General features: G+C 67.5%; 17 protein-coding genes. 3 read left to right on the top strand and 14 right to left on the bottom strand.

The window, feature by feature from the left end; all coding sequences use genetic code 11:
* Positions 1-34 precede the first annotated feature (34 nt).
* Entirely contained in the window at positions 35-208 is a 174-nt protein-coding gene (locus G6N75_RS13440) for a DUF1328 family protein (protein WP_165349173.1), read from the bottom strand.
* A gap of 177 nt (positions 209-385) precedes the next feature.
* Here G6N75_RS13440 and G6N75_RS13435 point away from each other — a divergent pair, with 177 nt between their 5' ends.
* Complete coding sequence (locus G6N75_RS13435) at positions 386-634, top strand: hypothetical protein (RefSeq protein WP_165348875.1); 249 nt, start codon at positions 386-388, stop codon at positions 632-634.
* A gap of 68 nt (positions 635-702) precedes the next feature.
* On the opposite strand, the gene G6N75_RS13430 is transcribed toward G6N75_RS13435, so the two are convergent.
* From G6N75_RS13430 to atpD, 11 genes are all read right to left on the bottom strand, one after another.
* Positions 703-1347 carry a hypothetical protein gene (locus G6N75_RS13430; protein WP_165348874.1) on the bottom strand — a complete coding sequence of 215 codons (645 nt, stop codon included), beginning with the start codon at positions 1345-1347 and terminating at the stop codon, positions 703-705.
* Positions 1348-1513: 166 nt separating this feature from the next.
* Positions 1514-2251 carry a DUF72 domain-containing protein gene (locus G6N75_RS13425; protein WP_165348873.1) on the bottom strand — a complete coding sequence of 246 codons (738 nt, stop codon included), beginning with the start codon at positions 2249-2251 and terminating at the stop codon, positions 1514-1516.
* Positions 2248-3168, bottom strand: a complete 921-nt coding sequence (locus G6N75_RS13420) for a F0F1 ATP synthase subunit gamma (RefSeq protein WP_165348872.1) — start codon at positions 3166-3168, stop codon at positions 2248-2250. Before G6N75_RS13420 ends, G6N75_RS13425 begins: the two co-directional genes overlap by 4 nt.
* Positions 3169-3170: 2 nt before the next feature.
* Positions 3171-4700, bottom strand: coding sequence for an alternate F1F0 ATPase, F1 subunit alpha (locus G6N75_RS13415; RefSeq protein WP_165348871.1), 1530 nt, complete (start codon positions 4698-4700; stop codon positions 3171-3173).
* Positions 4697-5458, bottom strand: a complete 762-nt coding sequence (gene atpF / locus G6N75_RS13410; protein ID WP_165348870.1) for a F0F1 ATP synthase subunit B — start codon at positions 5456-5458, stop codon at positions 4697-4699. Before atpF ends, G6N75_RS13415 begins: the two co-directional genes overlap by 4 nt.
* A 2-nt stretch (positions 5459-5460) precedes the next feature.
* Positions 5461-5730 carry a F0F1 ATP synthase subunit C gene (locus G6N75_RS13405; protein WP_165348869.1) on the bottom strand — a complete coding sequence of 90 codons (270 nt, stop codon included), beginning with the start codon at positions 5728-5730 and terminating at the stop codon, positions 5461-5463.
* 16 nt (positions 5731-5746) lie between these two features.
* Complete coding sequence (locus G6N75_RS13400) at positions 5747-6424, bottom strand: F0F1 ATP synthase subunit A (RefSeq protein WP_165348868.1); 678 nt, start codon at positions 6422-6424, stop codon at positions 5747-5749.
* Complete coding sequence (locus G6N75_RS13395) at positions 6421-6717, bottom strand: ATP synthase subunit I (protein ID WP_165348867.1); 297 nt, start codon at positions 6715-6717, stop codon at positions 6421-6423. The genes G6N75_RS13400 and G6N75_RS13395 overlap by 4 nt, the downstream gene beginning before the upstream one ends.
* Positions 6710-7009, bottom strand: coding sequence for an AtpZ/AtpI family protein (locus tag G6N75_RS13390; protein WP_240901135.1), 300 nt, complete (start codon positions 7007-7009; stop codon positions 6710-6712). Before G6N75_RS13390 ends, G6N75_RS13395 begins: the two co-directional genes overlap by 8 nt.
* Positions 7002-7424 carry a F0F1 ATP synthase subunit epsilon gene (locus tag G6N75_RS13385; RefSeq protein ID WP_206203125.1) on the bottom strand — a complete coding sequence of 141 codons (423 nt, stop codon included), beginning with the start codon at positions 7422-7424 and terminating at the stop codon, positions 7002-7004. Before G6N75_RS13385 ends, G6N75_RS13390 begins: the two co-directional genes overlap by 8 nt.
* A complete protein-coding gene (gene atpD / locus G6N75_RS13380; RefSeq protein WP_165348865.1) occupies positions 7414-8811 on the bottom strand; it encodes a F0F1 ATP synthase subunit beta in 1398 nt (465 codons plus the stop codon). The genes G6N75_RS13385 and atpD overlap by 11 nt, the downstream gene beginning before the upstream one ends.
* A 183-nt stretch (positions 8812-8994) precedes the next feature.
* Between atpD and G6N75_RS13375 the strand changes: the two genes are divergently transcribed.
* Complete coding sequence (locus G6N75_RS13375) at positions 8995-9645, top strand: response regulator transcription factor (RefSeq protein WP_165348864.1); 651 nt, start codon at positions 8995-8997, stop codon at positions 9643-9645.
* Between the two features lie 124 nt (positions 9646-9769).
* The gene (locus tag G6N75_RS13370) at positions 9770-10198 is read left to right on the top strand and encodes a CBS domain-containing protein (RefSeq protein WP_165348863.1); all 429 of its coding nucleotides are present in this window, start codon (positions 9770-9772) and stop codon (positions 10196-10198) included.
* Between the two features lie 17 nt (positions 10199-10215).
* Here G6N75_RS13370 and G6N75_RS13365 read toward each other — a convergent pair whose 3' ends face one another.
* A complete protein-coding gene (locus tag G6N75_RS13365; protein ID WP_165348862.1) occupies positions 10216-10989 on the bottom strand; it encodes a BON domain-containing protein in 774 nt (257 codons plus the stop codon).
* A 90-nt stretch (positions 10990-11079) separates the two neighbouring features.
* Entirely contained in the window at positions 11080-12765 is a 1686-nt protein-coding gene (locus G6N75_RS13360; RefSeq protein ID WP_165348861.1) for a PAS domain-containing protein, read from the bottom strand.
* Between the last annotated feature and the right edge of the window lie 2 nt (positions 12766-12767).

Genomic DNA, 12767 nt, shown 5'->3' with positions numbered 1-12767 from the left:
CGATGCTCTCCCATAGCGGCCGGATTCCGGATGCTCAGACCGGCGGCCGGCCACGCACGGCGCGGGCCACCAGCGCGATGAGCAGGAGCACCAGGAAAATCCAGAACAGGATCTGGGCGATGCCGGCGGCAGCGCCGGCGATGCCGGAAAAGCCGAGCAGGCCGGCGATCAGGGCAATGACCAGGAAGGTCAGGATCCAGGCAATCATCATCAATTCCTCCGTTGAAAAACCGCAATGTCTCGCGGCGGTATGGGAAGCAGAATCAAGGTAGGCAGGCTCCTGGCACGACCCCAGGTTCCCCACGGAGGCACAACCATGCATAGGCCAGGCCCGCGAGCGCGGATGAATCCCGGGGAATGGGAACAGCGACAGCAGGAGCTGGACATGCTGCTGGGATTGATTCATCGCCTTCAGGACCGTCGCGATGCCCTGCCGGCTGCAGCGCAACACGACCTCGATACCGAACTGGAACAGTTGCTCAGGCGGCATCGGGAGGCGCGGGAAGAGCTGGTCGCGCCGGAATTCCACCAGCGTCATGGCCGGGCCGGCCGGCCACGGGACGCGTCGTCGTATTACGACGACATGCAGCAGGCCGTGGAGCGCGCCATGTCGCGCTTTGGCGCCCCTGACTGACCACTCGACCGGCACTGGCATCGCAAAGTCCGGAGCCCCCCTCCGCGCGGAGGGGGACCTGATTGCGTTCAGTCGGCGAGAGTGACGATGGCCGAGGCCTTCAGGACCCGGCCGTTGATCACCTGGCTGTCCATCTTGCCCGACACGCGCACCACGTCGCCGGCCTCGATCTTCTGGTAGCCGGTCTCGTCGAGCGGGTTGTAGGACATCTGGTCCACCTCGACCTCGACGCCCATCGGGCCGGAGCTCACTATGAACTCGTCCTCACCCACGTTGCTCACCGTACCCTGTACGATCGTATTGCCTTCGATCACCGGCACGCTATAGACATACCAGTGATAGGGCGCTTCTTCATCCATCGCGCTGGCAAAGAAGTAGGTGCCCAGCTTCTCGACATAGACACTCGAGGCTTCGATGGTCGTGGTCTGGTAGAAGTCGTCGTCGATCCGGCCATTGACCGTGACCTTGTCGCCTTGTAGCAGCTTGTAGGCATCGGCATCGCGGTCGCCGTCGTCCATCTCGACGGTGATCATGCCGTCGCCGTAATCGAGCAGGAAGGCGTCCGGGGTCACGCTGTCGACCGTGCCACTGATGCTGATCCAGGCCTGGTCGGGCTTGGCGTAGGGATCGGGCGTGGCCGCCATGGCCCCTGCCGTGGTAAGCAGGCTGGCGGCCAGCACGACTGTGCCGGTCCTGAGACGAGTAGTTTTCATGAGTTACCTCCATGTCCGAAAGCTGGCAGTTTTCCAAGATGCGAGCACCGGCCGAGGCCGGCAGGCTCCAGCACCTCGTCACTCATCCTCGGGGATTCACGCCGGGCAGGCATTGAAATATCTCAAGCTGTGCCGCGGCAGCGCAGTTCGACCATGATCAGTCCGTTCAGGCAGAGAGCATCTCCTGCAGGCGCCGCGCATTTCGCGCGGCATAGCCCTGGTCGTCGTTGTCGAAGTAGCAGAAGATATCGACCCCCTGCCCGGCCCAGCTGGACAGCGCCCCGGCCCAGCCCGCCAGCGCGCTGTCGCTGTAGCTCCCTTCGTAAGCACCGTCCGGACCATGCAGGCGCAGATAGGTGAAGTCGGCCGTGACTTCCTTCGGGGACGTAAAGCCGTCCAGGTCGAAAATACAGAAGGCCGCACCGTGGTCAGCCAGGATCTGCAGTGCTTCCGGCCGGTGCCAGCTGTGATCGCGGAACTCCAGCGCATAACGCCGACCCTTGCCGAGCGTCTCCAGCAGGCCGGCCAGCCGCCCGGCATCAAAGCCCCAGTTCGGCGGCAGCTGGAACAGGATCGGACCGAGCTGGTCGCCGAGCGCGTCGAGCCGCGCACAGAATCGCCGCGTCGAGTCTGCCGGATCCTTGAGCTTCTTCATGTGGGTGATGTAGCGGCTGGCCTTGACCGCGAACACGAATTCATCCGGCACCGCCTGCCGCCAGCGGCGCAGCGTGTCCTCGGCCGGCAGGTGGTAAAAAGAATTGTTGATCTCCACCGTGCCGAAGTGCCGCGCATAGAACGGGAGCCGCCGTTCGTCGGGCAGGTCCTCCGGGTAGAAGGCGCCCTGCCAATGGCCGTAGGCCCAGCCCGAGGTGCCGATCCGGATGGTGCCCGTATTAGCACTCACCGGTGCCGCGCCGGCTCAGGCGCCGACCCTGCGCGGTCGCCCGCATGGGTCAGGGCTTCGAAACCCGATACCACGTCGAGCAGCTCCGAGGTGATCGCGCCCTGGCGGGCGCGCCGGTAAGTCATCGTGACCTCGTCAAGGCGCTCGTCGAGGTTGCGCTCAGCCGACTGCATCGCCCGCAGCCGGCTGGTGTGCTCGCTGGCCTGCGATTCGGCGCAGGCGCGGAACAGCGTCACGAACAGGTGCTGCCGCAGCAGGCGCCGCAACAGTCGTTCGCGCTGCATGGAATACGCCGGCAGCCGTCGCGAAGGCCAGCCGTCGGCCGGGCGCCGGCCCAGCCGGGCGAGGTCCACGGGCAGCAGCCGGCGTGAATCGGGCTTGTAGCCGCCCTGCTGGGTGCGATGATTGAAGTAGACGGTCACGGCCCCGATCTGCTCGTCCCGACGCCAGCGCTCCGCCAGCACCAGCAGCCGTTCGCACAGGCCGACGATTGTTTCGGCGGAGCCGGGCACCCCCCACGTCGCCGCAATTTCGGCACCGCGGCCAAGCAGGGTGGCGCCAACGCGCTCGCCTACCGCGACCAGGAGGGATGGCGGCCCGTCGCTGCCATCCGCGCGCCCCACGGCATACTCAGCCACGGCCTCGTTGAAGCGGCCGCACAAGCCATGGTCGGAGCCGAACACGATCCCTGCATGGCGGCCTGCGCCGGCAGCGGAGCGCTCCAGCCTCCCCGCCGGCAGCTCCTGCAACACGACGTAGAGCCCCAGCTCGATGTTGAGGTCGTAGCTGGCCAGTGACTCTACCGCGTTCTCGTACTGGCGGATGCTGGCCGCGGACAGGGCCTTCATCGTCTTGACGATGGTCCTGAGCTCCCGCAGGCTGCCCAGCCTTCCCTCCAGGCGTTCCAGCGACTCCATTCTCAGTCCTCCGCGTCCCGGGACGACCCCAGTGTTTCCCGGGCGGCAGCCAGGACCTGCTCCCAGTCGTCCTCGTCCAGCTCCTCGCCCTGTTCCATGCGCTCGCAGAGCTCGGGCTCGGCCGCCAGGACATGCTCCCGGACTTGCTCCTCAGCGGCGCGGATGTCTTCGACGGGCAGATCGGCGAACAGGCCGGCATCGACCGCTTTCATCGCCACGATCTGCGCGCTGGCCCGCAACGGCTGGTGTTCGTGCTGCTTCAGCACTTCCCGCACGCGGCGCCCGTGTTCGATGGTCTTGCGGGTATCCTCGTCGAGGCGGGTCGAGAAGCGGGCGAAAGTCTCGAGCTCCTCGAACTGGGAATACGACAGCCGCAGCTCGGACGCCACGCTGCGGAACGCCGGGTACTGGGTCTTGCCTCCCACCCGGGACACCGACTCGCTGACGTCGATCGCCGGCAGCAGCCCCTTGTGAAACAAGCGCGGCGAAAAGTAGACCTGGCCGTCCGTGATGGAGATCAAGTTGGTCGGGATGTAGGCCGAGATGTCCTGGGCCTGGGTCTCGATGATGGGCAGTGCGCTCATCGAGCCGCCGCCCCGGTCATCGCCGAGGTGCGTGGCCCGCTCGAGCAGACGGGAGTGGATGTAAAAGATGTCGCCGGGGAACGCCTCGCGGCCCGGCGGGCGGCGCAGCAGCAGGGACAGCTCCCGGTAGGCCCGCGCATGGCGGGTGAGGTCGTCGTAGACGACCAGCGCATCGCGGCCCTGCTCCATGAAATACTCGGCCATGGTGGTTGCCGCATAGGCGGTAACGAAGCGGAGGCCGGGCGGGTCGTCGTCGGACGCGTAGACGACGATGGTGTGGGCCAGCGCGTCGTGGCGGCGCAGGGTGTCCACGACCCGGGCGACGGCCGTGCCCCGCTGGCCGATGGCGCAATAGACACAGATCACGCCCTTGTCGCGCTGGTTGATGATCGTGTCCACCGCCACCGACGTCTTGCCGGTCTGGCGGTCGCCGAGGATCAGCTCGCGCTGGCCGCGGCCGATGGGGATCAGGGCATCGATGGCCTTGATGCCGGTCTCCAGCGGCGTGCTCACCGGCGCCCGGTCCATGATCTCCGGCGCCGGCCGCTCGATCGGGCGGCGCTCGGCGATGCGCGGCGGCTTGCCGCCGTCCAGCGACCGGCCCGTTGCGTCGATCACCCGGCCGAGCAGTTCTTCACCCACCGGCGCATCGGCCTCGCGGCCCGTGGCACTGACTTCGTCCCCCGCGCTGAGCTGCTCGCCGGCCCCGAGCAGCATCACCCCGACCTCCTCCGGGTCCAGGTTGATGGCGATGCCGAGGACGCCGCCGGGGAAGCGCAACAGCTCGTTGGCGCCAATGCCGGGGAGGCCCCGTAGGCGCGCGATGCCGCCCCCGGTCTCCACGACGACACCGACTTCCTGCGCGCTGAGTTGCGGGCTCGTGCGGCGAATGGCGTCGCCCAGTGCCTGCCCGGTTTCGTCCAGCAACTGCCCGAGCACGGCGTTCATTCGCGCGCCGCCTCCGGCGCGGCGAGGGTCTCCTCCACCGCCGCCGCCAGGTCGTCGAGGTAATGCGCCAGGTTCCAGCCGATCCGCACACCGCCGCCGGCCAGCACCAGGCCGCAGACCACTTCCTCCGCTTGTCGGTACTCCACGTCGAGGTTCTTGCCGAGCTCATCGTGGATCGCCCGGGTCAGCCGGCTGCGGGTCGCCGAGTCCAGTTCGAAGGCGCTTGCCACCGCCAGCCGGTCGGTATCGGCCGCTAGCGCCCGGGCATCTTCCTGGTCCAGGGACTTCAGGCGATCGATGAAAACCTCGACCACCTGCGCTTCCAGCCTGGCGTCGGCCAGCTCGCCCAGCGCCTTGCGCGCCAGGTCGTGGAAGTTCCGCCCGATGTGCCGGCGCAAACCGTCGAGGAAATCCACCCGCTCCCGCTCGACCTCCTGCCGCCATTCGTCCCGGGCCTCGTGCGCCTCGGTCCGGGCCTCGTCCAGCAGCCGCTTCTTTTCTTCTTCGGCCTCCTGGCGCGCGGTCGCCAGCATTTCTTCGCGCTGCGCCTCGAGCTCGGCGGTCTTCTGCTCGTAGCGGCGTGCTTCCTGCTGCGCCTCCTTTTCCCGCTCCCGGGCTTCGTCGAGCCGCTCCGAGATCCGCTCCTCGCGTCGGTTCATGGCGCGAATCACCGGGCCATAGAGGAAGTGCTTCAACAACCAGACGAGCAGCAGGAAGTTGACGATCTGCGCCGAGACTGTGATCCAGTCGATCTGCATGTTCAGCCGCCGGTGACGCTATTCCAGAACGGGTTGGCGAAAATCAGGATCATCGCGACGACGAAGCAATAGATCGCCGTCGACTCGATCATCGCCAGGCCGACGAACAGCGTGCGGGTGATGGTGGCCGACTCGTCCGGCTGCTGGGCGATGGCCTGCAGCGCGCGGGCGACCGCGCGGGCCTCGCCCAGGGCGGGCCCGATCGAGCCGATGGCGATGGTCAGCCCGGCCGTGATGACCGAGACCATGCCGATGAGAGTTGCCGCATCCATATGTCGTCTCCTGGTGTCAGTTCTGGGCCTCGTGCGCCGAAGTGGCCGAAGCGATGTAGACCATGGCGAGGACCGCGAAGATGTAGGCCTGGATCATCCCGGTGAGCAGCCCGAGCAGCTGCATCACGACCGGGAAGAAGTACGGGGTCAGGCTCAACAGGATCCCGGCCAGCACCGTCCCGCTCATGATGTTCCCGTACAGGCGCACCGCCAGCGCGATGGTGCGGGAGATCTCGCCGATCACGTTGAACGGCAGCATCAGCCAGGTCGGCCGGACGTAGTGCCGGAGGTAACGGACCGGCCCCTCGTAGACCACCCCGTACAGCGGCACCGCCACGAACACGCAGATGGCGAGCGCCGTCGTCGTGGACAGCGAACCCGTCGGCGCCATGTAGCCCGGCACCACGTTCAGCAGGTTGGCCGTGGCGATGAAAATGAACAGCGAACCGACGAATGGCAGGTAGCGGCCTGGATCCTGGCGGCTGACCTGGCGAATCTGGTCCCGCATCCCGGTCACCAGCACCTCGACCAGGTTCTGCCAGCGCGACATCCCCGTGCCCGTGCTGAGCCGCCGGGTCACCAGCCACGAGACCAGCACCAGGAGCGCCATCACCAGCCAGGTATAAGCGACCGTCGCCGTCAGGTGCAGCGGTCCCCATTGCAGCAGAATGATGCTGTCGGGGCTGATGGTCATGGGCCGCCTCCCGGGCTGAGGCGGGCCGGGCCGAGCCGGGGCAATGCCAGGCGGGCGACGGCGAGCCCGCCCGCGGTAGCCAGCAGGTGGGTCCAGCCGCCGGCGATCGCGACCGCGTATAGGCAGCCGAGCACGAAGGCGAAGCGCAAGAGCATGCTGGCCAGCATCAGGCGCCCCGGGTTCGGGCTGGTCGCCAGGCGCGCCGCGGTCCAGCCGAGCGCGCCATAGAAGGCCAGTCCCACCACGAGGCCGGCAGCGGCAGCGACGCCAAGCATGACGGGAGCATCAGTCACGGTCCCGCTCCTGCCGGATCCAGAACCAGGCGTTGAGGCAGCCCAGCGCCACGCCCAGGATCAGCCCGGTCAGCGTCCACGACGCCTGGCCGGGAAACTCGCGGTCCAGCCACAGGCCCAGGGCGATCCCTGCCAGGGCCGGGATCGCCACCGACCAGCCGACCAGGCCGAACATGCCAAGCCCGAACCAGGCGCTGCGCTCCGGCCGGCGGCGGGCCTCGAGCTTGCGCTCGGCCCGGCGCCCGACTTCCCGGCCGAGGCCGCGCCGGCGCTGGTCGCGTTGCTCAATCAAGCGCCTGCTCCTGCAACTCACGAAAACGCCGCAGCGTGCCGGCCTCCAGCCGCGCCACCGCCGAGCGGGCTTTCTTTTCCTGCTCGTCGAGTGCCGCATACCGCTCGTCCACCAGTGCCTGCAGCTCCTCCAGCGCGTCGCCCACGGCGCCATCCAGCGCCGACACGGTGACGGTCTCGGCGCATTTGACCAGGGCGCCCTCATCGATGGCGGCGAAGCGCTCCCGGCCGTCGGCATCGACGAACACCAGGATCCCGGGCACCAAGGCCGCGACGAAGTCCAGGTGCCGCGGCAGCAGGCAGAAACTGCCATTGACTGCCTCGGCCACGACTTTCCGCACCGGCTCGTCCAGCAGGACGCGGGTCGGCAGCAGCACGCGGAGCCGCAAGTCCTCGCTGGCGCGCTCAGGACTCATCTTCCTCTTTCCCGCTCTCGACCTCGTCGATGGCGCCGATCATGAAAAACGCCTGTTCCGGGTAATCCGAGAATTCGCCTTCAAGGATGCGCCGGCAGCCCTCCACGGTGTCCTCGAGACTCACCAGGCGGCCGGCCTTGCCGGTGAACTGCTCGGTCGAAAAGAAGGGCTGGGTGAGGAAGCGCTCCAGCCGCCGCGCCTTGCCGACAGTGGCGCGGTCTTCGCGCGAGAGCTCCTCGATGCCCAGCATGGAAATGATGTCTTTCAGCTCCTCGTACTCGGCCAGCGTCTGGCGCACTTGCTGGGCCACGCGGTAATGCGCCTCGCCCACGACGCCCGGGGTGAGCATTTTCGAGTCCGTCTGCAGCGGGTCGACGGCGGGATACAGGCCCTGGCTCGCGCGCTTGCGCGAGAGCACGATGGAGGCCGAGAGGTGGGCGAAGATATGCGTGGCCGAGGGGTCCGTCAGATCGTCGGCGGGCACGTAGACGGCCTGCACCGAGGTGATGCTGCCGGCGCTGCTGCTGCAGATGCGCTCTTCCAGTGCGGCCAGTTCGCTGGCCAGGGTCGGCTGGTAACCGACGCGGGACGGAATCCGCCCCATCAGGCCCGACACCTCGGTGCCCGACTGCACGAAACGGAAAATATTGTCGATCAGCAGCAGCACGTCGCGCTCCTCGACGTCGCGAAAGTGCTCGGCGACGGTCAGCGCCGCGTGGCCGACCCGGAAGCGCGCCCCCGGCGGCTCGTTCATCTGGCCGTAGATCAGCACCGCGTCTTCGAGCACGCCGGACTCCTGCAAGGCGCGGTACATCTCCTCGGCCTCGCGCATGCGCTCGCCGATGCCGCAGAACAGGCTCACGCCCTCGTATTGCTCGGCCATGTTGTTGATCAGCTCGTTGATCAAGACCGTCTTGCCGACGCCCGCGCCGCCGAACATCCCGGACTTGCCGCCGCGCTCCAGTGGCGCCAGCAGGTCGATGGCCTTGATGCCCGTCGCGAAGATCTCGGTGCTCGTGGCCCGCCGGGACAGGGGCAACAGCGCGCGATGCACCGGCCAGCGCTCTTCGACCTCGACGGGATCGCCCTTGTCGATGACGTCCCCGAAGACGTTCAGCATGCGGCCGAGCAGCGGCTTGCCGACGGGCATCGACAACCCGGCGCCGCAGTTTTCGACCGGCATCCCGCGGCCGAGGCCATGAGTCGAGTTCAGCGCGATGCACCGGACCGTCGCCTCGTCGAGGTGCTCGTGCACCTCGAGGACGACCCGGCCTGCGCGGCCGGCCCTGAGTTCCTGCCGCATCGGCGGCAGCGGCGGCGGGAAACGCACGTCGACGACATTCCCGCGCACGGCGCGGACAGCGCCCCGGGGCCGGTCCTGTTGCATATGCGCCCTGTGCTCCCTCGATCCTTACAGCATTGAGAATCAGGAACTTGGAACCTCGCGTCATTGCGAATTCGCAGCCGGTCACGGCTCGGCCCGCCGGACCATCTTCCGTCGCAATTTGACAGGGCAGGCAGGGTGAGTGGATGTTTGTTGCCTTGACGCAAGGACGGCGGGGGGGTCTGCATGGGCATTCGTGTCCTGATCGTCGACGACCACGCAATGATGCGCGAGGGGCTCGTCGTCATCCTGTCCCGTGACCGGGACATCGAGATCGTCGGCCAGGCGGATTCGGGCCTGGAGGCCGTGCGCCTGTGCCTCGAGCTGGAGCCCGATGTGGTGATCATGGACGTGGTCATGGGCGAAATAAACGGCATCGAGGCGACCCGCCGGATCCTGGCCCGGCAGCCCGACGTTCGCATCGTCGGGTTGTCCAGCCACAAGGACAGCCGCTACCTGGCCGAGATGCTCCGCGCCGGCGCGCTGGCCTATGTGCTCAAGGAAGAGGCTTACGGCGAGTTGCGCAAGGCGATCGATCACGTCTGCAAGGGCGAGACCTATCTTTGTCCCGCGGTCGTCCCCATCGCCGGCGACATGATTCGCGAAGCCGCAGTGCCGCGCAGCTCCGTCTACGAGTTGCTCGGCAGCCGCGAGCGCGAGGTCCTCCAGCTGGTCGCCGAGGGCCTGAGCGGACCCCAGATTGCCGAGCGGCTCAACATCTCCCCGAGCACGGTCGAGACCCACCGGCGCAATATCATGCGCAAGCTCGATATCCACAATGTGGTCGAACTGACCCGCTACGCCATTCGTGAAGGCTTGACTCGCGTCGACACCTGAGTCCCGCCGGCAGCGTCCTTCATTGACGGAGCGCAATGCGGCCCCGCCTCTCCGGAATCAGCATCGTGGGTAGCGGCGCAACTGCGTCACCGCACCCATTCAACCGACATTCTCCGGAGGAGCCATGCAGGTTTCTGAAATCATGACCAAGGGCGTCAAGGTCGTTACCCCCGACACCCGCATTCCCGAGATCGCCCGCCGCATGCGCGACGAGCACGTCGGAGCCCTGCCGGTACTCGATAACGATCGCCTGATCGGCGTGGTAACCGACCGGGACATCGTCGTGCGGGGCCTGGCCGACGGGCGCGACACGGCGGGCATCTCCGCCCGCGAACTCATGAGCGAGGGTGTGCACTACTGCTACGAGAACCAGAGCACCCGCGAAGTGGCCGCGACCATGGCGGAATCCGGCGTCCGCCGGCTGGCCGTCCTCAACCGCGACAACCAGCTCGTCGGCCTGGTCTCGCTCGGCGACCTGTGCCTGAACGGCGCGGCGGCCGAAGCCGGCGAGGCGCTGGGCGAGATCGCAGGGGCACCGCCCGAGCCTGCCTGAGTTAACGACGCCGCGGCTCAGCCGCGGGGCGACCAGCCGTCGTTCGCCGCGGTTGGCTGCCCCGTGTGTGTCAGGTCGTAAACCTCCCAGACGCCGGGAACGGCCCACACATCGCGCACCACGTGCCGGTGCGCTTCTTCTGTCGGCAACAGCCCGCGCAGCTCGACGATCCCGGCCGCGGTTGCAGCCCGCACCTGGGTGGCATCGACGAACGGATCCTTTTCGAGCACGATGCGAATCGCGTCTGTCAGCAGGTTGTCCGAATCGCTCTCGTAGGGCCGGACCTCGAGCCAGTTGTCGACCCGTACGCAGCCCGGCACCCACCAGCACAGGACCTCGGCGAAGCGCCGGTGCGTGTGTGAGCCGACGTCGCCGGTCAGCCTGATGACTCCCTGGTCGACCCGGGCGTGCAGGCGATAGTCGCTGCGATCATGCTGCTGGACGATCCGGCTCTCGCGGTCGTGGTGGACGGCGATGGAACAGGCGCGAAATTCCGGCTCGTCACTGAGATAGCGGGCGACCTTGCGCGCGATGTCGGCGTCGCTCGCCACGTCCGCCTGCAGGCAGAGCCGGTCTTCAACGACCGTGCTATCCCCGGCGAGCTGTTGCGAGATGTTGGCGACGATGCGCTTGGCCGCGAGGCCCGGGACCTCGCCTTCGAGGCGGAGCTGCCCGTCCTCGGCGGCAAAACTGATGGCGGCATGCTCGAGATCCACGCGCTGGTCCTGCCACAGCTCCCGGATGATCTGGTCCGCCAGTTCGGCGAGGTTCTTTGCCCTGCCCTGTTCCATCTCCTTCTCCCTCTGTCGCGGGCGGCCGCGGCGCGGCCGGCAGTCTGGGTCAGTCGATGAATATGGAACCGTGGCCCGCCAGCCGCATTGTCAATTCTCAGTCCCCGGGGAGGACGGGATATGCAGCTCGATCCGGGTGCCGGCGTTGGGCTGGGATTCGAGCCTGAAATCCCAGCCGAGAGCGGCCGCGCGGCTGCGGATGGAGGCAAGGCCGAAGGAGTTCGCCAAGCCGCGTGAAACCGAATCCGGATCGAAACCGGCCCCCTCGTCCTCGAACCGAACGACGATACCTTGGTCGTCCTGGCTGAGCGACAGCCGGGCAGCGCCGGTCTCGGCGTGCTTGGAGACATTTAGTAACAGCTCACGCAGGCACTGCAACAGGAACAACCGGTCGCTTCCCTCCGGCTCCCGCGCCAGCTCGTCGCACTCGAAGCCCAGATCCAGCGCATAGCGATCTTTCGACCAGGTCCGCAGCCATTCCAGCTCGTCGCGCAGCGTCGCGCCCGGCACCGTCGTCGCGCTCACGTCGCTGACCAGGGTCCTCGTCATCTCGATGGCGTCCTCCAGCAATCCGTCGATCGAGTCAGGCATGGAAGTGCCCTCGGTGTCGGCATAGGACTGCAATTGCATGCGCACCGCCGCCAGGGTCTGTTGCAGCCCGCCATGCAGAAGGCCGGCGATCCGCTCGCGCTCGTCGTGTTCGGCGCTCGAAAGGGCCTGCGCCAGCCGGCGCAGCTCCTCCATCTGCCGGCGCACCTTCTTTTCATAGTCCTTGAGCAGCGCCGCCATGCGCTCGTTGATCTGCTGCTCGAAACGATACGACCACTCCAGCGCTTCCTCGGCCTGCCGTTTCTCTGTCACGTCCTGCACGATGACGTTGACCCCGACGATCTGGCCGCGCGAATCCCGTAACGGGTACCACTGCTCGACCCAGGTCCGGTCCTCGCCGGGTCGCGCCGCGGTCTGCCCGACGAAGTCCTGGTCCAGTTTCGGCTCGCCGGTGCGCAGGATCGTCTCGAGCGCATCGACGGCCGCCGACTCGAGCCCGGGCGTTACCTCGCCGACGCGCCGCCCGATGTGCTGCGCCACCGGGAGGCCGTTGATGTCGGCCAGCCGCTGGTTGACGCGGAGATAGCGCAACTCCCGGTCCAACAGGCACAGGCCGACCGGCGCCGTGTCGTAGGTCGTAAACAGCTCCTCGCCCGGCTCTTCCCGCACGGCCAGGTCGATGCCGGCCAGCGGCTCTCTCTGGCGCAGCGCATCGCGAAAGCGGTATTGCAACCGGCGGGCCCTGAGCGCCGTGTAGACGGCCACCAGGAGCGCCTCGGGATTGACGGGCCGGCTCAAGGCCGTCGCAAACTCGACACCGATCGCCCGCAGCATCGCTGCCAGCCGTTCGCGCTGCGGCTCCGGCGCCCCGCTCACCACGATGATCGGCAAGGCCGACCAGACCGGCGCCGCGAGATAGACGGCCCCGATGCGATCCAGCAACGCCGCATCCAGGGACTCCTCGGCGAGCAGCACCGCGGCAGCACCCGTGACCATACCTGCGATGAGCTCATCCGGGTCGCTGGTCGCATCCAGCTCCACCTGTGCGTCGTCCAGCGCTTTGAGACCCATGTCCGGCTGCGTGTCGCGGGACGGCAGGAACGCCAGCAGGCGGAGATTCTCCCACTGGGATTCGGTCCGCATGGTGCGGGCTGCGGCCTGCCCCGCCAGGAATGCACCCGCTCCCGCCATATCGCGAGCGGCCTCCGGCTCTCTTCCTTCACTCATTG

The sequence above is a fragment of the Thioalkalivibrio sp. XN8 genome, from assembly GCF_011058255.1.
Classification (GTDB): domain Bacteria; phylum Pseudomonadota; class Gammaproteobacteria; order Steroidobacterales; family XN24; genus XN24.
This window is presented reverse-complemented; position numbering and strand designations above follow the sequence as displayed.